At 43.6% G+C, this 20,587-nt stretch carries 18 protein-coding genes; 9 read left to right on the plus strand and 9 right to left on the minus strand.

Features of this window, described 5'->3' with window-relative positions; translation table 11 throughout:
• A partial coding sequence (locus AAFP11_RS25010; protein WP_341739459.1) for an RQC domain-containing protein occupies positions 1-931 on the plus strand: 931 nt, incomplete at its 5' end.
• Positions 932-1,226: 295 nt separating this feature from the next.
• Here AAFP11_RS25010 and AAFP11_RS25015 read toward each other — a convergent pair.
• From AAFP11_RS25015 to thrC, 3 genes are all read right to left on the minus strand, one after another.
• The gene (locus AAFP11_RS25015) at positions 1,227-1,556 is read right to left on the minus strand and encodes a hypothetical protein (RefSeq protein WP_341739460.1); all 330 of its coding nucleotides are present in this window, start codon (positions 1,554-1,556) and stop codon (positions 1,227-1,229) included.
• Between the two features lie 24 nt (positions 1,557-1,580).
• Positions 1,581-3,239: an IS1182 family transposase gene (locus AAFP11_RS25020; RefSeq protein ID WP_341738946.1), complete on the minus strand. Its 1,659-nt coding sequence runs from the start codon at positions 3,237-3,239 to the stop codon at positions 1,581-1,583.
• Positions 3,240-3,372: 133 nt separating this feature from the next.
• The gene (gene thrC / locus AAFP11_RS25025; RefSeq protein WP_341739475.1) at positions 3,373-4,440 is read right to left on the minus strand and encodes a threonine synthase; all 1,068 of its coding nucleotides are present in this window, start codon (positions 4,438-4,440) and stop codon (positions 3,373-3,375) included.
• A 177-nt stretch (positions 4,441-4,617) separates the two neighbouring features.
• Between thrC and AAFP11_RS25030 the strand changes: the two genes are divergently transcribed.
• From AAFP11_RS25030 to AAFP11_RS25055, 6 genes are all read left to right on the plus strand, one after another.
• On the plus strand, positions 4,618-4,905 hold the full coding sequence (locus AAFP11_RS25030; protein WP_341739461.1) for a hypothetical protein: 288 nt from the start codon (positions 4,618-4,620) through the stop codon (positions 4,903-4,905).
• Between the two features lie 279 nt (positions 4,906-5,184).
• Entirely contained in the window at positions 5,185-6,237 is a 1,053-nt protein-coding gene (locus tag AAFP11_RS25035; protein ID WP_341739462.1) for a fatty acid desaturase, read from the plus strand.
• 229 nt (positions 6,238-6,466) lie between these two features.
• Entirely contained in the window at positions 6,467-7,876 is a 1,410-nt protein-coding gene (locus tag AAFP11_RS25040) for an AAA family ATPase (RefSeq protein ID WP_341739463.1), read from the plus strand.
• A complete protein-coding gene (locus AAFP11_RS25045) occupies positions 7,876-8,805 on the plus strand; it encodes a chromosome partitioning protein ParB (protein WP_341739464.1) in 930 nt (309 codons plus the stop codon). Before AAFP11_RS25040 ends, AAFP11_RS25045 begins: the two co-directional genes overlap by 1 nt.
• A gap of 379 nt (positions 8,806-9,184) precedes the next feature.
• Positions 9,185-10,243: a Rho termination factor (modular protein) gene (locus AAFP11_RS25050; RefSeq protein ID WP_341739465.1), complete on the plus strand. Its 1,059-nt coding sequence runs from the start codon at positions 9,185-9,187 to the stop codon at positions 10,241-10,243.
• A gap of 112 nt (positions 10,244-10,355) precedes the next feature.
• On the plus strand, positions 10,356-11,162 hold the full coding sequence (locus tag AAFP11_RS25055; protein ID WP_341739466.1) for a Uma2 family endonuclease: 807 nt from the start codon (positions 10,356-10,358) through the stop codon (positions 11,160-11,162).
• Here AAFP11_RS25055 and AAFP11_RS25060 read toward each other — a convergent pair.
• The 3 genes from AAFP11_RS25060 to AAFP11_RS25070 form a co-directional block, all read right to left on the minus strand.
• Complete coding sequence (locus tag AAFP11_RS25060) at positions 11,159-12,721, minus strand: phenylacetate--CoA ligase family protein (protein ID WP_341739467.1); 1,563 nt, start codon at positions 12,719-12,721, stop codon at positions 11,159-11,161. The two genes, AAFP11_RS25055 and AAFP11_RS25060, sit on opposite strands and share 4 nt — an antisense overlap.
• A 67-nt stretch (positions 12,722-12,788) precedes the next feature.
• The gene (locus AAFP11_RS25065; protein WP_341739468.1) at positions 12,789-14,678 is read right to left on the minus strand and encodes an MASE1 domain-containing protein; all 1,890 of its coding nucleotides are present in this window, start codon (positions 14,676-14,678) and stop codon (positions 12,789-12,791) included.
• Between the two features lie 243 nt (positions 14,679-14,921).
• Entirely contained in the window at positions 14,922-16,139 is a 1,218-nt protein-coding gene (locus tag AAFP11_RS25070) for a transposase (protein WP_341739469.1), read from the minus strand.
• A gap of 110 nt (positions 16,140-16,249) precedes the next feature.
• Between AAFP11_RS25070 and AAFP11_RS25075 the strand changes: the two genes are divergently transcribed.
• Both AAFP11_RS25075 and AAFP11_RS25080 read left to right on the plus strand, forming a co-directional pair.
• Complete coding sequence (locus AAFP11_RS25075) at positions 16,250-18,157, plus strand: serine/threonine-protein kinase (protein WP_341739470.1); 1,908 nt, start codon at positions 16,250-16,252, stop codon at positions 18,155-18,157.
• Positions 18,158-18,302: 145 nt separating this feature from the next.
• Complete coding sequence (locus AAFP11_RS25080; protein WP_341739471.1) at positions 18,303-18,572, plus strand: hypothetical protein; 270 nt, start codon at positions 18,303-18,305, stop codon at positions 18,570-18,572.
• A gap of 93 nt (positions 18,573-18,665) precedes the next feature.
• On the opposite strand, the gene AAFP11_RS25085 is transcribed toward AAFP11_RS25080, so the two are convergent.
• From AAFP11_RS25085 to AAFP11_RS25095, 3 genes are all read right to left on the minus strand, one after another.
• Positions 18,666-19,181: a hypothetical protein gene (locus AAFP11_RS25085; protein ID WP_341739472.1), complete on the minus strand. Its 516-nt coding sequence runs from the start codon at positions 19,179-19,181 to the stop codon at positions 18,666-18,668.
• Positions 19,182-19,218: 37 nt separating this feature from the next.
• A complete protein-coding gene (locus AAFP11_RS25090) occupies positions 19,219-20,214 on the minus strand; it encodes a hypothetical protein (protein WP_341739473.1) in 996 nt (331 codons plus the stop codon).
• Between the two features lie 191 nt (positions 20,215-20,405).
• Positions 20,406-20,587, minus strand: a 182-nt coding sequence (locus tag AAFP11_RS25095) for a pentapeptide repeat-containing protein (RefSeq protein WP_341739474.1), incomplete at its 5' end; no start/stop codon positions are given.

The following is a 20,587-nucleotide window of genomic DNA, read 5'->3' on the forward strand; positions in this document are numbered from 1 at the left end:
CATGAAATTTCTTTCCTGCGTGGCTAGATGCAAAGAAAAATTTGGCATGAATCACATCATAGACGTGTTGCGTGGATCTAAAAATCAAAAAGTATTGCAATACCAACACAACCAACTTTCTACCTATGGCATCGGCAAAGATAGAAGTGCAGAAGATTGGAAAAACTTAGTGCGATCGCTTTTACACCAAGGATTGCTAGATGAAACAACCGACGGCTTCCCAATTTTGAAACTCAACGAGAAAAGTTGGGAAGTCATGAAACGTCAGCGCACAGTAGAAATCGCCATTCAACCCAAACGCGAAGTACAAGCAACAAATCGCTCTTTAGCCGTAGAAGTAGAAAGTTTATTTGCCATATTGCGGACACTACGCAAACAAATAGCCGACGAACAATTCGTACCGCCCTACGTCATCTTTGCCGATAAAAGCTTGCGAGACATGGCAGAAAAACGCCCCCAAAACCTCACCGAATTCGTAGAAGTTTACGGAGTTGGTAGCAACAAGCGAGATAAGTACGGTCAAGTTTTCTTGGAAGCGATTCGGACTTTTTGTAAAGAAAAAGGCTTACCAACAGGTGCAGCACCTTCTGTTGTAGCTCAAACTTCTAATGCTGCGAATATACCTTCTTATACACAGATGCAAACCTGGGAATTACACAGAAAAGGTTTAACAGTTGAAGGCATAGCAGAAATCAGAGGCATGAGTCCTACTACGATTGTTGGGCACTTAGTAGAATTAATAGATATGGATCAAAAAGTCGATATTCATTTGTTAGTGGAACCCGAACGACAGCAACCAATTGTGCAAGCAATTGAGATAATTGGGGATGAAAGATTGAAAGCAATCTATGACTTTTTGCAAGAAGCTTATAGCTTTGAGGAGATTAAATTAGTGCGTGCTTGGTGGCGGCAAAATTACGTGGGTTTTTGATATAATGTCTGGTTGTATACAATGGTATTTTGTTCAAAATGTTAGATTGCGATGTGGCGCAGTCCGACGAGGGTTAAAACCCCCGTCTCATAGCTGAAGTCCTCCTCAGAAACTCATCCCAAATCCTAGTTGAAAACTCTCATCTCAAGAGAGGGGGAGAGGGGGAGATTGGGGGAGGGGGAGAGAGTTTCTTTTATTCATAACAGGCGTCGCACGCCCCTTATGAATAAAAGAAACCATTTCGCTCGCCTAAAAGTTGCTAGCGATCGGATATATTATTCCTGTGTCCCGAGAGTCAGACCGACAAGTCAATGGTGCTTAGAAGAGCCTGATTTAGAGCATGGTCGTGGGCATGATGATTATGACATTGTTGACACTCGCCAGTCCTAGAAGGACGGGGCTTGAATCCCATTTTTTTGGTCAAGGGTAATTTTACCTGATCCCGTTGAGGAGAATATAACATCACATCCGCCCACCGCTTGGGACACCTTCTAATTCGATCGCCCAAAAACCAAAAAATGCGATCGCCCATCCATCGAAAAATCCCATCGCATATCCACAAAAAACCCAAAAACCCCCGGCGGTTGAAAGAGACTGTTGGCGAATTAAAAAAGGGTGAAACCAAACATCCCATAATCATGGAAAGAAACTATGATGAGGCAGAGGGAAAAAGAGCCGAAAAACGAGAGACACGGGTCAAGCCAATCGGAATGTTGCGCCAAAACGCCCACATTCTTGACAGATTCATCGCAGCAGCAGTCACAATATGTTGTAGACGAGTCTTGGCAAGACCCATGTAACGAGCGTCGCGCAAACCAAAAACACGAATGCCTTGAGACAGTCCGCTTTCAACACCGGCCCGTAAAGCATAACGCTGCTTAAAATCCAGGGTATGTTGTCTAGCCCTACCTTTGGCTTGAGCTTCGTTCATAGGTTGAGGTTTGAGAGTCAAAACACGGGCCTGTGCCGGCGAATGAGTACATTGAGAGCGAACAGGACAAGCGGCGCAATCGGGCCGACGAAAGCGTACTTGAATGACCGGATTGCCATAATTATCCAAGCGTTGATGCCAGGATTGGCTGATGTGCCCCTGCGGACAAGTAGCATGGCGATGCTCCCAATCAACAGTAAAACAAGAAAGCTCAAAGCCAAGCTTAGCTTTTTGTTGCCAACTTGAGTCAGGTGGTACAGGGCCAAGGAGTTCAATACCTAATTGTGTCTCACTGGTGAGCAAGTGTTGAGCATCAACATAAGCAGTATCGACAATATGTTCTTGCGGTAACAGGTGTTTATCAGCTAAAGCCTGATGAATCACCTGAGTCATTTCTACATCTCCAGTGGTGGCGGGTGTCGTTTCAACATTGGTAATTAAATGAGGCAAATCTCGATCGCAAGTTTCTGTAAGATGTACTGCATAACCTGTCCAATTGGTATCTCTTTTTGTCCGATTGCGAGCCTCGGTATCGTAAGGGGAAGTAATTAACTGCTTGTGGGGCGGTAAATTATCAGCTTCTCGCCAATAAACTTTGCCTTTACACCACCCATATTGCTGTATCCAGACACAGCGTAAAGTTTCTACAGCTTTGAGCTGACGCAACCATTCAGGACTCAAGGGGTCATACAAAGCTGACAATAAGTGATGACCATCACAGCCAATAGTCAATAGCAAGCTTTGTTTTTCGGTTTCAGATTTCGGCAAGCGATATTGCTCAAATCTCGTGCCATAACGCTCAGACCAATCCCGATTGACTACTGTTAATAACCATTCATCCGCCACGGTGGCTAACTGATTTAAGGCATGACGTAAAGTTTCTCCAACGCATTCGAGGCGGTTCATTTTACGGATAGCTCCGATGACATGGGTCGAGTCAGTTCTGGCTTTCCCCCTGGCTTTAAGCCATCCCTTATCTTGAAAATGTGCTAGCATTTTATCGAGTAATTGACTTTCACGTCCCGCAGCAATTAACCGACTTCTCCACTCACTTAAAACTGAATAATCAAAGCCGCTATCAGTAATTTCTAATCCCAAAGCATACTTCCAATCTATACGACTTCTCACCGCTTCTGCTGCTTGTCTGTCAGTCAATCCCTCGGCAAATTGCATCACACTGATTAATGCTAATTGTCCGGGAGATAAAGCACTTTGACCGCAATCGGCTCGAAACAAGGTGATAAAGTCAGTATCTTGGTACAGCACTCCGAGTTCGTCGCGCATTTTCATATATGGATTTCCTTTGGGAAAGGAGGTTCGTGCCACAGTTGCTGTCATTTCTGGAATTGACGACAAGGAGCGGGGGTGAAGAGTCATAATAAATTATTTAATATGCTGCGTGATTACACAATCATTCTGCCTATTCAGGACGGCGATGTCTGAGGGGTGAAACCCCTCAGACATTCGCCAACAGTCTCTTTCAACCGCCGAGGGATCTTGATATGGCTTCTTAAAATCCCATCGCTCCAGCTACCGCATCCAAAATCGGAGCAATGCCATTTTTAAACTGATTGTTGCTGTGATTAATTGCGGTATCGGGGTCTTTCAAACCATTACCAGTCAGCACGCAAACCACCGTCGCCCCAGTCGGAACTTGGTCTTTTACCTTCAGCAAACCGGCCACAGAAGCAGCACTCGCAGGTTCGCAGAAAATCCCTTCTTGGGATGCTAGCAAACGGTAAGCGTCCAGAATTTCCTCATCCGTAACAGCACTAAAACTGCCGCGACTGGCTTCGGAAGCTGCGATCGCCTGTTTCCAGCTAGCCGGGTTCCCAATCCGAATCGCCGTCGCCAGAGTTTCTGGGTTCGGCACCGGATGTCCCGTGACCAACGGTGCAGCCCCCGCCGCTTGAAATCCCATCATCCGTGGTAGGCGAGAACATTTTTTCGCTTGATGGTATTGACAAAAACCCATCCAGTATGCTGTGATGTTTCCCGCATTTCCGACGGGAATGCACAGCCAGTCGGGGGCATCGCCCAAAGCGTCCACCACTTCAAAAGCTCCGGTTTTTTGACCTTCCAATCGGTAAGGATTCACCGAATTTACCAATGTCACGGGGTAGTTGACAGCCATTTCCCGGACAATTTCTAAAGCCCGATCGAAATTGCCGACAATCGAAATCACTTCCGCACCGTACAGCAAAGCTTGGGCCAACTTGCCCAAAGCCACGTAACCTTCGGGAATCAATACAAAAGCTCGCATCCCCCCACGTCGGGCGTAGGCGGCCGCTGCTGCCGAAGTATTGCCCGTACTGGCGCAGATTACCGCCTCGGCACCAGCTTCCTTTGCCTTGGAAATCGCCATTGTCATCCCCCGGTCTTTGAAACTACCAGTGGGGTTGAGGCCGTCGTATTTGACCAGGACGCGCACGTCTCTACCGATGAGAGCTGCGATCGCAGGTGCTGGAATCAGGGGAGTGTTGCCTTCTTGGAGTGTCACTACCGGCGTGGTTTCCGTCACCGGCAGGTAGGGGCGATAAGCTTCGATCAAGCCCGGCCAGCCGTAGTGTTTCGGCAAGACTGCGCGGGCAGCAGGGTTATGAGTAGAGTCAGTTACAGGTAGAATCAGGGTCACGATGTCAATGGTTTTAGGCAATGGCCGAGGAATTTACACCAATTTTAGCTCGATCGGTTAATTTGATGTTTAATATGATCGGTTCAGGTTAAAGTTACTTAATGGTGTGAATGTGTAGATATGTCTACCCAATTACTAATGTCAAATAATTCCTCCACTCTTTCTCGGCCTCAAATCACGGCTAGCAATCCCGAAATGGCTAGTTCTTCTACCCTACCGACCGGTTTGACCCGCAAAGTAGAGTCTGTTAAGTCTCCGTATCAAGCCGACCACCAAGTTAAATTTTTGCACCTGCAAGCAGAAATCGAATCCTTGCTGCTGCAAGTGCAAACCCTCAAACAGCGACGCTATGTTGCTTGCTCTCAAGTTGCGATCGGTCAAAATTCTGCCCGTAGCAACAACAATTAGTAGTAGCAACTCGTGCTAATTGTGCCGCCCCTGTGGTATAAAAAGTAAAGTTTTGTTGACCGCAGTTTTTTTAACCAAAAGCGCTAGCCATTTAATCTGCGGCTAGCGATAGCTAGCATTTGTTAAAACGCGATCGCCTACCTAAAACTAGCCTGCTGCTAACTTGCAGCAGGCGACATGGTACTGCGTTAATTTTGTGACCGGTTCTACTGGTACAGGGAAAATCTAGATCGATCCCCAACTTCTAGTTGGGGATTTCCAAACATTCCAAGAGAATTTATGACAGCATCGATCGAAAAACCACTAAATTTGACATCCGCAAGTGACATTTCCAACCTGCGGCTCAAAGATATTCTCAAAACCCTGCCGCGGGAAGTATTCGTCAAAAACCCCCGCAAAGCTTGGACAAAAGTCATCATCAACGTTTTGCTAGTTGCTGTCGGTTACTGGGGCCTAGCAGTATCGCCCTCGTTTCTACTACCAGTAATGTGGATTTTCACAGGTACTGCATTAACCGGTTTTTTTGTGATCGGGCACGACTGCGGGCACCGGTCATTTTCTAACCGCCGCTGGGTAAACGATTTAGTCGGACATCTAGCATTTTTGCCATTAATTTACCCGTTTCACGCATGGCGTCACGGACACAATTATCACCACAAGCATACCAACAAAATTGGGGAAGATAATGCTTGGCAGCCCATGAGAGCAGAAGACTACGCTGCTGCTCCGAAGGTTTTACAAATAGCTTATAGTTTAATTTTTGGTCCGCTATGGTGGGTAGGCTCGATCGCCCATTGGGCAAAAGTGCACTTCATGTGGTGGCGCTTCAAAGGCCAACAGAAACAAGAACAAGTCCGCTTTTCTGTGTTAGTAGTTTTAATCGGTGCTGCGATCGGATTTCCGATTTTAATTGCTACAACCGGAATCTGGGGATTCGTCAAATTTTGGTTACTGCCCTGGATGGTTTACCATTTCTGGATGAGCACATTCACAATTGTTCACCACACGGCACCAGACATTTCATTCAAAGAACCTTCAGAATGGAACGAAGCCCAAGCCCAACTATCGGGAACAGTTCACTGCGATTATCCTCGCTGGGTAGAGTTCCTGTGCCACGACATTAACGTCCACGTTCCCCACCACTTGTCAACAGCAATTCCCTGGTATAACTTGCGCGTCGCCCACAGTAGCTTGAAAGAAAATTGGCAAAATCATCTCTATGAAACCAAATTTTCTTGGTCTTTGATGAAGCGGATTTCCGACAACTGTCACCTCTACGATCCCGCTGGTGGCTATCTGACATTGGAAGATTTTAAAGCTCAAGCTAAGTAGTCAGCAGTCATTAGTCAGCAGTCATTAGTTATTGGTTATTGGCGTCGCCCTGAGCGAAGCGTCGAAGGGTTATTGGTTATTGGTTATTTACTGTACCCAGCCCTTCGACTCCGCTCAGGAACCGCCTAGCGTCGCCCTGAGCGTAGTCGAAGGGTTATTGGTTAATAATTCCCAATTCCCAATTCCCAATTCCCCAATCTAAAATCCAAAATCTAAAATCTAAAATCGATTGACTTTTAATCCCAATAACTGCCGCAACGAAAGCGAAGTAGAAACCAAACTAATTGTCAGCTATCTACTGCCAAAACTGGGCTATACTCCCGACAATTGGCACCAAGAAATAGCCTTTGGGAATATCCGTCTAGACTTCCTATCCTTCGCCACCCAAGTTCTCCCCATAGTCATCGATGCCGACTCGCCAATGAGCGTCGTAATTGAGGCGAAACATCCGAAGGAAAAATTAGACCGCCACATCAGGAGACTGAAACGTTACTTAACAAGTTTAAACATTCGCTACGGATTGATCACCAATGCGAAAGAAATTAGAATATATGAAATAGTAGCCTCCGAGATTCAGCTAGTATTCAATTGCTCTGGCCAAGAACTTGAAACCAGAATCGATGAAATTATTGCTTTAATTGGCAGAGATAGTTTAAGAATCATCAAAAGTCCAGAAAATCTCGAACTAAAAGATAGTCAACTAAATATAGTGCCATTCGCTCCCGAAATTGTACCCGAAATAAAATTAGATATAGTTGAACCCACAACCAGTCAAAATACTATGAAAATAATTGCTGTTTACCACAATAAAGGCGGAGTCGGCAAAACTACAACCGTAGTCAATTTAGCCGCCGCCCTCAGCAAGCAATGTAAAAGAGTCTTGGTGATAGACTTAGACAGTCAAGCTAATACAACCTTTGCCACAGGTTTAGTCAAATTTGATGACGAAGAAGATGATGATTTGAAACAAAAAAATATTCTGCACATCTTACAATCAGAGGATTTTTACTCAATATCAGAAGTAGCTAGAAAGTCTAATTTTTGCACTCCAGCAATAGATGTAATTCCTTCTCATATAGATTTAATGCAATATGAAACAGAACTAAACTCACTGGATTACAGTAGAATGATTCTGATACAGAAACTAGCAGAAGTACAAGATAAATACGATATTGTATTGATTGATACGCCACCGTCTTTAAATTTTTATGCCAGAGTTGCCCTGATTGCAGCCGATTATTTAATTATTCCTTCTGACTTAAAGCCTTTTGCGAATCAAGGATTAATTAATGTCAAAGATTTTATCAAAAAAGTTAATGGATTTAAGAAACAAATCGGCAAAAATCCTCTACAGGTTTTAGGTGTACTTCCTTGTAAAATCTCAACTAACGCTAAATTTATACAGCACAGTTTGCCTAGGCGGAGGGATGCAATTCCCAAACGTTACGGTATGGAAATTATGGAAAGCGTAATTTATGAAAGAGATGATTTGGCTAAGTGTGCAGAACAAACTCAAATATTCGGAGATATCGAAATTGCCGACCCCATTTCGGTGTTAGACTTTAAGCCAGATTCAATCGCATCTCAAGAGTTTGAAGTCTTAGCAATGGAAGTTTTGGAAAAGATAGGTGAGAAATAATGCAAAAATTATCCCCGTCGTTGGTTGCAGTAAAAAAGATTACATCTAAAGTTCCTCGTGACAATTTTGCCGATCGCGATTTGGAGAAAGTCGCCCAACTAATTTTAGAATTAGGAGGATTGATCAACCCCATAATTCTCCGGCGCAACGGGATGGACGCCTACGAGATAGTAGACGGAGACTTTGAATACTATGCGGCGGCGAAAGCCAGGGAAATCAACCCTATGAAAGGCGAGACAATCGGAGCATTTATTCTTGAACCAGAAAATGAAGAACTTCTGCTAGAGCAAGTTCAAGCGCTGAGAAAATGTACAACAACTGAGAATTTAGTTGAGATCCCCGAAACCGGGTTTTTGTACGAAAATACTTCATCGCAGCCCCCAGATTCAATTAAAAACCCGGTTTCTTTGGTCGAAGTCCCTAATTCCGGTGAAAATGAAACTCCTCAATCATCATCCAGTTTAGAACAGCGACTAACCAATCTAGAAGCTCAGTTTGAAAACCAAATTAATGAATTAAAAGCCGAGTTTTCCCGTGAAAAACAGGTGTTAGCCCAGAGTATACAAGAATTAGAAACCAGACTTTTACAACAAGTACCTCTGTTAGTGGAAGCTGAGTTAACAAACAGAATTAATGAGTTGAAATCAGAGTCGCCACCCGAAAAACAAGCGGTGGTAGAGAGGATACGAGAAGTTGAAAACGTAGCTTCCGAATCAATGTCGCTGTTGGAAGCACTCAATACTTTAGATAAATCTGGATTGTTGGCGAATTTTAAAGATGCTGGCTTGAAGTCTCAGATAATCGACAGAATAATCAAAGAACGAGAGGTTCAGCCGTTTGTGTCATTTACAAGTGCGGTGAAACGTATTGAAGGGTTAACCGACAAAGCAATGATTAAAATAATTGATAAGTGGCACAAATACTCATAACTCGCAATTCCTGTAGCGTGTTTTCTTGCCTTTCCAATTAGGTTCAGATCCCCCTAAATCCCCCTTAATAAGGGGGACTTTGAATGCTCTTGTTCCCCCCTTGTTAAGGGGGGCTAGGGGGGATCTCCGGGTCAATAAAACACGCTCTGTGCCCACTGGCCACCTTGGCCCAGTGAGGCTCCACACTAACAAAAGTAAAGATGAGTTAAGCAATTTATCATTGGCGTCCCCCAGCCAGTTAAACTCATCACAGTCGCTTGTTTTAGGAATTGCAGTAACTTTTGTCGATCGCCAGGGATGTCGCCCCACGGAAGCCGCGTAGATATACATAAATCCCTAAAACACCTAATTTTTATAAAAAAAGGGGGTTTTTAACAAGATGGAGCGATCGCAAGATCAAAACCGAATAATTGAATATTTGCGGATTAAGCCAATTAGTCACAGTCAAATTTACACTTCCCAAATTGCGATACCAGAGACTCAGCGGGGCGAAATTATACGCGATCGCCGTGAAGCTCTCAGAAGAAGTCTAATTGAGCAAGGGAGCAACTTGATCCCTTTAATTGTACGCCCCACAGAAGCTTACAGCAACGAAGAAGAATACGAAGTTGTCTGCGGCGCTGATTGGTGCATGGTTGCTAAAGAAATTGGCCTCGCACAAATGTGGGCTTGGGTTTTTGAAATGACCGATGAGGAAGTAGCTGCTGCTCAAACAGAAATGCAACTTTTAGCTCCACAGCCAACTCAAAAAACAGCCAAAATTGAGAGTCTACTGCAACAATTTGAGCTATCATTTCAAAAAAAAGTAGAGAGTCTAACAAAACAAATAGAACAATCAATAAAAAAAAATGAAGACCTACTCAAAAAACAAGTAAAAGCTCTAACTGAGCAGAAGTTAGAGGGTGACAAAATAGAACAGATTAGGATTGTAATCGAAGAAATTGAACAAGCATTTAACAAAAAGGTAGATAAATTGGCTAAAAAAATTGAGCAATCGGGCAGCAATATTCCTCCCACATCTTCTGCTATGGATGAGATGAATCTTGAAGGTGCGTTAACACTGTTGGATGAATTCGAGAAATTGCTGTCAATTAAATTAGAGTTCACCGTCGAAACAATTAATCAGTTTGTGTCGGAGGCAATTACAGACCTAGAATCCGACCTAAAAAATCAAATTGCAAGGCTCCGTCGCCAACTTGGAGCCACCGCCCACAACTCTGGAATACAACCAGAGACTAAGCCCAAAACTAAGTCGAAGACACAGCCAAAAAAACCGTTTTTGCCACAATTACCGCCGTTGCAATCCCCACCAGAAGACTACGACAGTCTCTCCCTCAGACGCTTGAAGGCGATCGGCAAAGAGCGGAAATTGCACGGTTATGCACGGATGAAACGACCAGAAATTCTGGCGGCTCTCAAACGGATTGATGGTAAGTAAAGTAGAGGGAATACCAAGCTACCCGAATTGCTTAAATAATTCGGGTATTGAACACAGATATGAAAACATTGCTAAAATAGAGTCACAACCTCTGACACCAAATTAAGCAGCCATGTCCGTCATCCCAGAATTAGGGACTGCCCAAGACATCCCAGAACGTGTTATCTTTCCCAAAGGTGATTTATACAGTGATGAACCTCCCTTGGAAACTGAACTGCATCTGCGACAAATAATTTTACTTCTCCAATGCCTAGATTGGCTGTGGCGAGATAGAAACGACTTTTACGTTGCCGGCAATCTCACCATTTATTACAGTCAGAATCAACGTAAATCGGCCGACTTTCGAGGTCCAGACTTTTTTGTGGTACTGGGAACCGATCGCAAACCTCGGAAAAGTTGGGTAGTTTGGGAAGAAGACGGAAAGTATCCTAATGCGATCGTAGAAATGCTGTCACCGACAACAGCTAATACCGATCGCGAATTTAAGAAACAACTGTATCAAAACACATTTCGTACCCCAGACTATTTTTGGTTCGATCCCTATACGTTAGAGTTGGCTGGGTTTCATTTAGTGAATGGTAAATACCAAGCACTAGCACCGAATTCTCAAGGATATTTGTGGAGTGAGGAGCTGGAGTTGTATTTGGGAATTCATCAGCAGAAACTGCGATTTTTTACCGATTATGGAGAGCTAGTTCCTACCCCTGAAGAGGTGGCTGATTCCGAACGTCAGCAGAAAGAATTTGCTCAACAAAGAGCCCAAAGGGAAATGCAACGAGCCGAAAGGGAAACTCGACAAAAAGAATTAGCTCAACAACGAGCCGATTCCGAACGTCAGCAGAAAGAATTAGCTCAACAAAGAGCCGATCGCCTGGCCGCGAAACTGCGAGAATTAAACATCGATCCTGATACAATTTAGTGCCGAGTATATCGATGCTTCACACCCATAGGAAAATACTCCGAATCCCCCGTTGCAGTTAGCGTCACAATGGGTAATTGATATTCTGGCGGTACATAGTTGGCAAATTCGCTGTTTAGCCGCCGCAATTGTGAGAGAATAGAAGATGCGATCGCCCTTTTTTTCTCCTCATCACCATCCACCCCCGGTGCTAATTCCACAACCACAGATAAAAACCGATTTCGATCGGAATCCTCCCTAACTTGCAGGACAAACTTTCCCGTCACCCATTCCCGAATGGTGGGAACCTCTAAACCGACGGTGACATTTTCTGGATAAATGTTAGCACCGAAGTAGGAAACCGTAAAGTGCGATCGCCCAAATACATAAACAAAGGGTAGCCGTCGAATCCCTCTAGGAAAATCTGAATTTGGCAATAAATTTAAAGCTGTTGCTTGTTGCAAATCTTCCCCAGGGTTAAATCCCCATGCTGCTAAAAAATCGAGCATTGCTTCATAAGGAATTAAGCCACCATTATCAGAAATGTGATAACGTATTAATGGGATGCCATTGTCTCCCGAAAATAGCAATGTACCATCATCATTCACTTCAAAAAAGCGACTGTTCGGATCGTACTGCATCAAGCTGGGCAACCGCGATTCTCCGAATAAATTGCGTGCAGCTTCAGGATTATTGGCTAAAAAGCGGCGGATGCAAATACTCAGCGGTGTCTCGTTACCTAAAACCCCTGCATCGGCAGTACCGTAAAGGCTAGCAGAGTTGTAATATAGATTGTCAGAATTAGTGCGATCGCTAACCAAACTCCGCCATTCTTCGCTAAACACTTCCCCCGCAAACACCATCTTAATTCGATATTTTTCCCACTCGACACCCGCAGCAATGCCACTATCAATGACATCCTTAACAAAGGGCGGATATCCTAACAATACCACTTGCTCAAAATCCGCTCCAAGTTCCTGCACAACTCGAAATATTTCTGTTTTATTATTTCCCGGTGTCACCACCGTCACGGGATAACCTTTACTCGCTAAATGGCGACAACAATTAGCCGTGTACATTCCCCCAACCCAAGTCCCCAACGCAAAGCAAATCACAGCTAAAGTTGAGCGAGTATCGGCGTAAAAACAGTCGTAAAATATTTGTTCAAAGCGAGTAGCAATTTGCAACTCATCGCTGAGGAAGCGCGGCCAAAAAGTGGGTTTTCCTGTGGAACCAGAGGAAACAGCAATGAAATCGCAAGTTGCTAATTTACCACCGCGACACAACTCAGCTAGTCGGTGACAGCGCAAATAATTGTCTTTAGTAATTAGTGGCAATTTTTGGAATTCTTCAAAGGTTTGAATCTCCGCAGGATTAATGTTATGTTTAGCTAAAAAATTTTGGTAAGCGGGAACAGTTACAGCGACGTTTTGAAAAAGTGCCTGAAGCCCAGCTATTCCCCAGGGCATCTCAACTGTTTCACCAGATGCTTCCTGCTGCTGTTGCAATCGTTTTTCCAGGGCTGTGTTCCAAAACTCTTGATATGCTTTCTCAGCTCGTTGACGCTGTTCTTCCTGCATTTGTCCCTCCTGAAAATACACATTTATTTTTAGCCAAATTTCGATTTAATCAAGTTTTTCCTAGCGCTCAATTTAAGTCTTGATTATTGCCGATAGGCAGTTCTATGATAAATTCTGTACTGTGATTTTCTCGTGAAATACATTTGAGTTTACCTCCATGCTTTTGGACTACTATTTGATGACAAATATACAATCCTAAACCAGTGCCTTCTCCCACAGGCTTAGTCGTAAAAAAAGGGTCAAAGATTTGATTTTGAAATGCTTTTATAATCCCCATTCCATTGTCCAAAATACTAACAGATACACATTTACTATCTAAAATATTTGTGCTAATTTTGATGCAAGGCAAAGTTTCCCCATCCTTCAGGTCTCTTTTCATCCGTTTGTCTGCCAAAGCATCGATCGCATTAACAAGTATATTCATAAACACTTGATTTAACTCCGAAACATAACATTCTATTTCTGGCAAATTACTATATTCTTTAATCACTTGAATGCTAAAATTTCCGGGATTAGATTGCAAGCGGTTATCCAAAATCATGAGGGTACTATCCAATCCCTCATGAATGTCTACTATCTTGACTTCCGACTCGTCCATCCGGGAGAAATTACGCAAAGATAAGACTATATTTTGAATTCTGTTTGTTCCTTTTTTCATAGAAGCTAAAACTTTTTGCAAATCTTGCATCGCAAACTCTAGATCCAATTCTTCTATGGCATTTTGAATTTCTGGGGCTGGTTGAGGATAAAATTTTTGATACAATTTAACCAGCTCTAGCAAATCTTGAGTATATCGATTAGCGTGAGCTAAATTTCCACCAATAAAAGTAATCGGGTTATTGATTTCGTGAGCAACTCCCGCCACTAATTGTCCCAAACTAGACATTTTTTCGTTGTGGATTAATTGAGCTTGTGCCTGCTGTAAGTCTAGTAAGGTTTTTTTCAGTTTTTGACTTTGAACTCGTAACCGATCCTCTACTTGCTGCCGTTGTGCGATCGCAGCATACAGCATTAAATTAGTCAGTACCACAACGCCGATAAAAGACTGCAATAACACCAGAGATTCATTCAGATCGGGACGTACAAAGGGTCCGCCACCTTTAACTGTTCCTAAAACAGCAATGGCAGAAACAATAAAAATTAATAAGGTTGACCCTTTGATGTCAAAACGAAATACGGCCCATAGGATAAAAGGAATCATCATATACTCCACCGGATAGCCGCCACCAAAAGCAACTTGACCGACAGCACATACCAGCAGGATTAATAGAATAAATTCAGCCTGTTGTAACTGAAATGGCCGAGATTTAAAATGTTTAAATTTCCGGTGGTATTTTTGCTGGATTGGGGCATTGCCGAATTCAAACAATTCTTGAATAAGCTCTAAAAGTAGTGGACTCCAGATTAACAACAGAGGAGTAAAAATCAGAATCCCGCCTACATTAGACATCCACCATGTAAACCAGTTAGTTCCCCAACTTTCCAGAGGGACTATACCTCGCAAATAGAGAGTGGTAATCCCGACTGTGGCACTGACAATGGGCCCACACATTCCCCCCATAACTACAAATCTGAACACACTTTGGGGGCGATCGAACAGATGGCGACTTCCCACAAACTTATGTAGCAGGAAACTGCCTAAGATTGCCGAGCCGCTAGTTCCCACGGCGATGCTAGAAGCAATGGCGATGGAAATAGCTACAGAAGCTGGATTTGTTTTGTCCAAAAAAGCCCAAATATTGGCAAAAAATGAACCGATCCAAATTCCAGGCCAAACGCGATATCCTACTAACAGGACGGCTGCTAAAGCGAATCCGTCAGGAGGCCAAACGGGAGTCACATTGTCCGGGGTGGATGCCAAAAATCGTCCCAATTCAGCGGTGCTGTAATATACAGCAGCTAAAACGGCAACTGCTGTCGAGTGCAGCAACCATTTTGGTAGGGATAAAAAATTCATTAACAACCCTCGAATTGAATCGGATTTTTTTCACTATACTGCAAGCCCATCACCAAGCTGTTGACAAAATTGCTTTCTGCCTCTATCGATGCAGCCTTTGCTTCAGATTTCTGGGTTTTTTGAGTTTCTTGCCCTCGATCGCACATCCTATCAAAATATCAGAACTGCTCAACTGACAACACCGACTTGCCCATAAAGCTCGTCTATCGACGAGTATGTCTTGATTAATTTGACACTCGCCCGTCAAGCGAAGGACGGGGATTCTTCGTTCACAGACCCAACTTGCTCAGACTGGATGACTCCAATCAAAGTAGAGGTCGAATCTCCCGAAGCGTTGGGGTCTTTGACCCAAGTTCCCACATGCCCTGTGGTACTCAAGGCTAAGCTCAGAATGTTAAGTGCCGCATTCCAGTCTCGGTCTAGAACCAGCCCACATCGACAAACGTGAGTTCTCGTTGATAGAGACTTTTTCACCACCGTGTGACAGCATGAGCATTCTTGGGACCTGTAGGCTGGGTTAACTGCAACAGTTATCTTACCTAACTTCTTTCCAAAATACTCTAACCACTTCCTGAACTGATACCAACCTGCATCATTGATAGATTTGGCGAGACAATGATTCTTTACCAAGTTTTTAATCCTCAAATTTTCATAGGCGACCAAATCGTTAGATTGGATTACGCAACGCGCCACTCTCTTAGCGTGTTCTTCACGTTGCCTACTTATTTTGAGGTGTACTCGCCCTAGTCTATTAATGGCTTTCTGGCGATTGGCAGAGCCTTTCTTTTTACGAGAAACACGGCGTTGTCTAAACTTCAACCGCTTCTCGTTGGTTCGATAAAACTTGGGATTAGGTTCGGTTTGACCGTTGCTGTCGGTGTAGAACTCTTTAAGCCCTACATCCAAACCAACAGTTTTACCAGTTGGTTGAGCAGCTACTGCTTGGTGCTCATTCCTAATCAGAAACTGAACGTAGTAGCCATCAGCCCGACGTACTAACCTGACTCGTTTTATCTGGTCTAACTGGTAGAAATGTAAGTCCCACGTTCCTTTGAGTTTTAGTCTACCAATGCCTTTCTTGTCGATGAAGTTGATTGTACGTCTGTCCTCGGAAAGCTTCCAGCCTGAAGTCTTGTACTCAACTGAGCGACAATTCTTCTTGAACTGCGGATAACCTTTCTTTCCAGGAATTGCCTTTTTACAATTCTCGTAAAACCGAGCGATGGCAGAATAGGCACGCTCAACCGCAACTTGGCAGGCATGAGAGTTCAAGGCATTTACAAAGGGAAACTCTGCCCTCAGCTTAGTGTTATGGCGATATAGTTCCTTCTGTCCTACACCACGATTATCCATCCAGAATCGGATGCATTTGTTGCTGACAAATTGAGCGGTTCTAATCGCCTCGTCTATCGCCGAATATTGAGTTGTTTTTCCTTTCGCCTTGAATTCTAAGACAATCACTTGACGTGGAACAATTCTACGGCAACTATTGTAGCATAAATAAAGCCGTCAAGCGAAGGACGGGGCTTGAATCCCATTTTTTTGGTCAAAATCCGACGCAACAAGTTCCAATGACTAATCCTATCTACCCCGGCATTACACTCAGCAACCACTACCGCATTGTCCGCGAATTGGGACATGGTGGCTTCGGGCGCACCTACCTCGCTGAAGATGCTCACCGATTTAACGAGCCCTGTGTTTTAAAAGAATTTGCGCCCCAAGTACAGGGGAGTTACGCTTTACAGAAATCCGAGGAACTCTTCGAGCGGGAAGCCGGAGTGCTCTACAAGCTCAAACACAACCAAATTCCCAACTTCCGCGAACTGTTTCGGGTGAATATTAGCGATCGAGGCTACCTATTTCTCGTCCAAGACTACGTACCAGGTCAAACCTACCGTTTTCTGCTAGATGCCCGCAAACCTCAAGGTTTGCGCTTCATAGAAGCCGAAGTCAACCAACTGCTGATCCAGCTTTTGCCAGTGCTGGAATATACTCACTCTCTGGGAGTCATTCACCGCGACATCTCCCCAGATAACCTGATTCTGCGACTGTCTGACGGGATGCCCGTACTTATCGACTTCGGCGGAGTCAAACAAGTCGCCGCCACCGCAGAGTCTCTGTTTGCAGAAACTAACAGCACTCCGGCCCCCGCCACTCGCATCGGTAAACTCGGCTACGCCCCCGCCGAACAGATGCAGATGGGCATTGTGTATCCCCACAGCGATTTGTACGCTCTGGCGGCAACGGTTTTGGTATTGCTGACAGGGAAAGAACCCCATCAGTTGCTCGACAGCCATACCCTCAATTGGCATTGGCGATCGGAATGTTCTGTGTCTCCCAATTTGGCCCTGGTGTTAGATAAAATGCTCGCTCACGGGCCTAGCGATCGCTATTCCTCGGCTCGCGAGGTAATGCAGGCTCTCTCTGGCAATCCGGCTTCCATGCCTCACTCACAACCGACACCAACATCAACCTTTCCGCCCACCCAAGCGCCGCCGGAGTTACAGCCCATACCTATCGTGCCCCCGAAACTGCCGGGAGTTCCGGTTTCCATGACTAATATTCGCAGTCAGGAAAAGTTGCCGGCTTGGAAAATGGTGTTACTGGTGGTGGCAGTTTTGTCAAGTATGGGAGGATTGGGCTGGTTTGCGGGTAATTATTTGCTAAATCTGCAATCTAAAGTGCAGAAAATTCCCGTAGCTACGGGCCCAAAGCAGCAGCAGGAAGATGCTTTGCGCGATCGCTTTCAAAAATTAGAAATTGACGATAGATTTTATAATGATTACGTGAGTCTGGTGGACGAGACTTTCTATGCCAAATACCCGGAATTGGGAGGACGGCTGCTAAAAGAAGGTGAGGGCGATCGCACTTGGCGAGAAAGGTGGCAAAAAATCGGTGACGAATTACTTGACAAATTGGAAAACATCAGCAGTAACGCTAGAAAGAAGTTGGGCAGTTACGACACCAGCGATATCAATACCTGGAAAGTGGAAGTCAACAAGATCAATTTGAGTAGTCGGGCGCTTTATGATTTGGCTGATGCTAAGTTTTTCTATCTGTTTCCAGAACAACCGCGCGATCGTAATATAATTGGTTTGGCGATCGGACAAATTTGGCAAGCAATTACAGCAGATGCCCTCGCAGCCTTACAAGCAGGAGCAACTATCGAAAGCGTTGAATTTGAAAACCGAGCTTCCCAAAAAACCCTCAAAGGCAATCTCAAACCAGGAGAAGGGAAAGCTTACATAGCCAGACTAGCTCAAAATCAAACTCTGCGAGTAAATTTGCAAGCTCCCCCTAAATCTACTCTGCTGTCAATTTATACTCCGGGGCGGACAAACAAGTCACGAGCTTTGCTGGAAGATGCAGAGGGACTTAGTTGGTCAGGATTGTTGGATGATGCTGGTTATTATGAATTCGTGGTAGTTTCTAAATCCTCAAAGCCTATTTCCTATGATTTGAATATGGCGGCAGAATAAATAATCGCCCCTGGATTCATCCGGCGCGTAGCTTGCTGCATTTTTCCCATCTCAAATCTCAAATCTCAAATCGATTGACGTTGCACAAAACCCAGGCAATAATAGAGAATAGTAATCAAGTGAATTTTCAGGTTCAAAAAAGAATATGCTGAGATTTGCGATCGTAGCTTTAGTGACCTTAGAGTTAGTATTGCTGACAGCACTAGGTATGAATCCAGCCACTGCGACAGTCAGCAACCCCGAATTTTACGCTTGGAACTTTGCCTCTGTAGGCAGCAGCGAACTTGTTTGTAAAAAAATGGTAGTCGCCCCCCAAGACTTAGTTCTTCCATCATCCACCATGCAGGCGGTTAATATCAGTTCAGCTATTGTGGACGAAAAATTTTGTGCGAATTCCACTAAGCCTTTGAAATAAGACGGTTAATCGGTTTTTTGTCGCTAGCAACCGAGTGATGTTGTTGGCGGCAATTTTTATCATCACATCTTACAAGCTTTGTATCATTGTGAATTAACATGATATGGATAACTGCTGAATATAGTTTATAACTTCATCTTTACTAATTATTTCTGAATTTGGCACGCAATAAGAAGGGTAAATATAATGAGTTTCACCTGTCGCGGCTGTTTTGCGTTTGTCTAGTTTTGTACCGTATCTATCTGGATAAATAATCCACTTGGTACTGGGACGTGTTGGCGTTATTGCTCCCCAAGCTGTGGTGGTATTTCGACAGTACCAAATAACTACTGCTGGCGGGTTTACCCATTGTTTACTTTCTACTTCACCGCACATCCAACCTTTATAACCGGGCGGTATTTGTCGAATCGGATCTGTAATAGACTGGAACACTGTTTTTACAGATATCCAAAAAATTTTATTGCCTAAATTATCATACACAGGAATATCTTCGTCAGTATTAAACTGAGTAACAAAAGACTCTCCTGCATTAATTCCCCGTTTCCTCAGTCCATTGCGAATAAGTGTTACAGCATAATCTCCTTCCGCTAAAAATTCTTCCCAAGTCATAAATACTTAATCATACTTTTTCCTTAAAATTTTATCATCAAAACTCCTCTAAAATTTCTGCGTTTATGTCAGGCGAGGAAATTTTTCTTGGATTCATTTGTTCTTTTACCATTTCTATTAAAATATCGTTGCAATATTCAGCAATTGCTGGATATTTGTCTGCCGTCTCTTCTAAAGGTGTTACCACGCATGGATCGCTAATATCAATACCCAATTCTATCCACTTCCTAGTTTCCTCCACAGCTATATTGACCACCTTTTCTAGTTCAGGTAGGTAGTTAATTATCCCATTCAAAGGATTTAATTTCGAGATTTCTTCTACAGAAATAGACAGATTTTCTAGTTGCTTTTTCGGGAGTGATTTAAGGTCTTTATCTTTTGCAAATACTGAACAAAGCGAAAATGTTCCCGCTTCTAAGATTTTTTTATGAAGGAATGAAAAAGGTTGCCGACCTTCAACCGGAATATTATCCCAATAATTAGTAGCAAGTTCTCGGAATAGTTGATATGCTCTAACATAATGTACGCATCTATCTATCTCATCTTTTGTAGTGCTCGCTAGATCGATCAAGCCCAGAGCCTCATACAATATTTGACAAGTCTTTAAATCCTTACTACAATCATCAGTGAATTTTTTTATGATCTCCTTTAACTTTTCGTCTAAAGATATTTTCCAAGCGTATTTTCCAATGTCATAAAGTACGAATTCGTTCACCTCTTCAAACTTCTTTGATATTACAAATAACTCTTCAGCAGTTAAATGTTCATGTATTACTCCCTCCTCGGCAAATGATGTACTACTTCTTTCCTCTGACTTCGTGTCCTTCGCGTCTTCGTGGTTAAATAATTTGATATTCTTCCAATGGGAAGGAGCTAAACTATTTATTTCATCAATTTTAGTAGTAAGTATTAATATTAAACTATCAAATTCAGAAATAACAAATTCCGTTTCGAGCTTTTGCCTAGCTTCCTCTATTTTCGTTTTAATACTAGAGCTGAGAGCTTGAAAGCTATCTAAAACAAACTGTGTCATAGCATTTAACCTCGCAACAGTTGGCTGACTTGCACTAATCAAACTAGGTTTACTGGCATTCTATCATAACCACACAAACATTGCTTCAAAGGCCGATCGCACTTCCCGTACCTCCTCCAACACTTAAAAACAGAAAGTCCGCCCAGGCGGACTTCGTTTGTCTAGAACCACACATCAGTCTAGGCGACTAATCACTCCAAATTCAAAACACAATCAGGAAAACGAGTGTTCACACAAACCACAGGCCCCACATTCGTCCCCCGTAAATTGGCACGTTCCAAATCAGCCTGACGAAAATCCCTCACCGCATCTATATTTGTACCACTCAATTGAACCTTAGTCAGCCTAGTATTAGACAAAATAGCATTCTGCA

The sequence above is a fragment of the Microcoleus sp. CAWBG640 genome, from assembly GCF_020883015.1.
In the GTDB taxonomy this organism is placed as follows: Bacteria; Cyanobacteriota; Cyanobacteriia; order Cyanobacteriales; family Microcoleaceae; genus Microcoleus; species Microcoleus anatoxicus.

Bases quoted from the DNA above. Each gene is read 5' to 3' on its own strand.
- AAFP11_RS25020 (WP_341738946.1), bottom strand. From the start codon at position 3,239: ATGACTCTTCACCCCCGCTCCTTGTCGTCAATTCCAGAAATGACAGCA.
- AAFP11_RS25030 (WP_341739461.1), top strand. From the start codon at position 4,618: ATGTCTACCCAATTACTAATGTCAAATAATTCCTCCACTCTTTCTCGG.
- AAFP11_RS25035 (WP_341739462.1), top strand. From the start codon at position 5,185: ATGACAGCATCGATCGAAAAACCACTAAATTTGACATCCGCAAGTGAC.
- AAFP11_RS25045 (WP_341739464.1), top strand. From the start codon at position 7,876: ATGCAAAAATTATCCCCGTCGTTGGTTGCAGTAAAAAAGATTACATCT.
- AAFP11_RS25050 (WP_341739465.1), top strand. From the start codon at position 9,185: ATGGAGCGATCGCAAGATCAAAACCGAATAATTGAATATTTGCGGATT.
- AAFP11_RS25055 (WP_341739466.1), top strand. From the start codon at position 10,356: ATGTCCGTCATCCCAGAATTAGGGACTGCCCAAGACATCCCAGAACGT.
- AAFP11_RS25060 (WP_341739467.1), bottom strand. From the start codon at position 12,721: ATGCAGGAAGAACAGCGTCAACGAGCTGAGAAAGCATATCAAGAGTTT.
- AAFP11_RS25065 (WP_341739468.1), bottom strand. From the start codon at position 14,678: ATGAATTTTTTATCCCTACCAAAATGGTTGCTGCACTCGACAGCAGTT.
- AAFP11_RS25075 (WP_341739470.1), top strand. From the start codon at position 16,250: ATGACTAATCCTATCTACCCCGGCATTACACTCAGCAACCACTACCGC.
- AAFP11_RS25080 (WP_341739471.1), top strand. From the start codon at position 18,303: ATGCTGAGATTTGCGATCGTAGCTTTAGTGACCTTAGAGTTAGTATTG.
- AAFP11_RS25085 (WP_341739472.1), bottom strand. From the start codon at position 19,181: ATGACTTGGGAAGAATTTTTAGCGGAAGGAGATTATGCTGTAACACTT.
- AAFP11_RS25090 (WP_341739473.1), bottom strand. From the start codon at position 20,214: ATGACACAGTTTGTTTTAGATAGCTTTCAAGCTCTCAGCTCTAGTATT.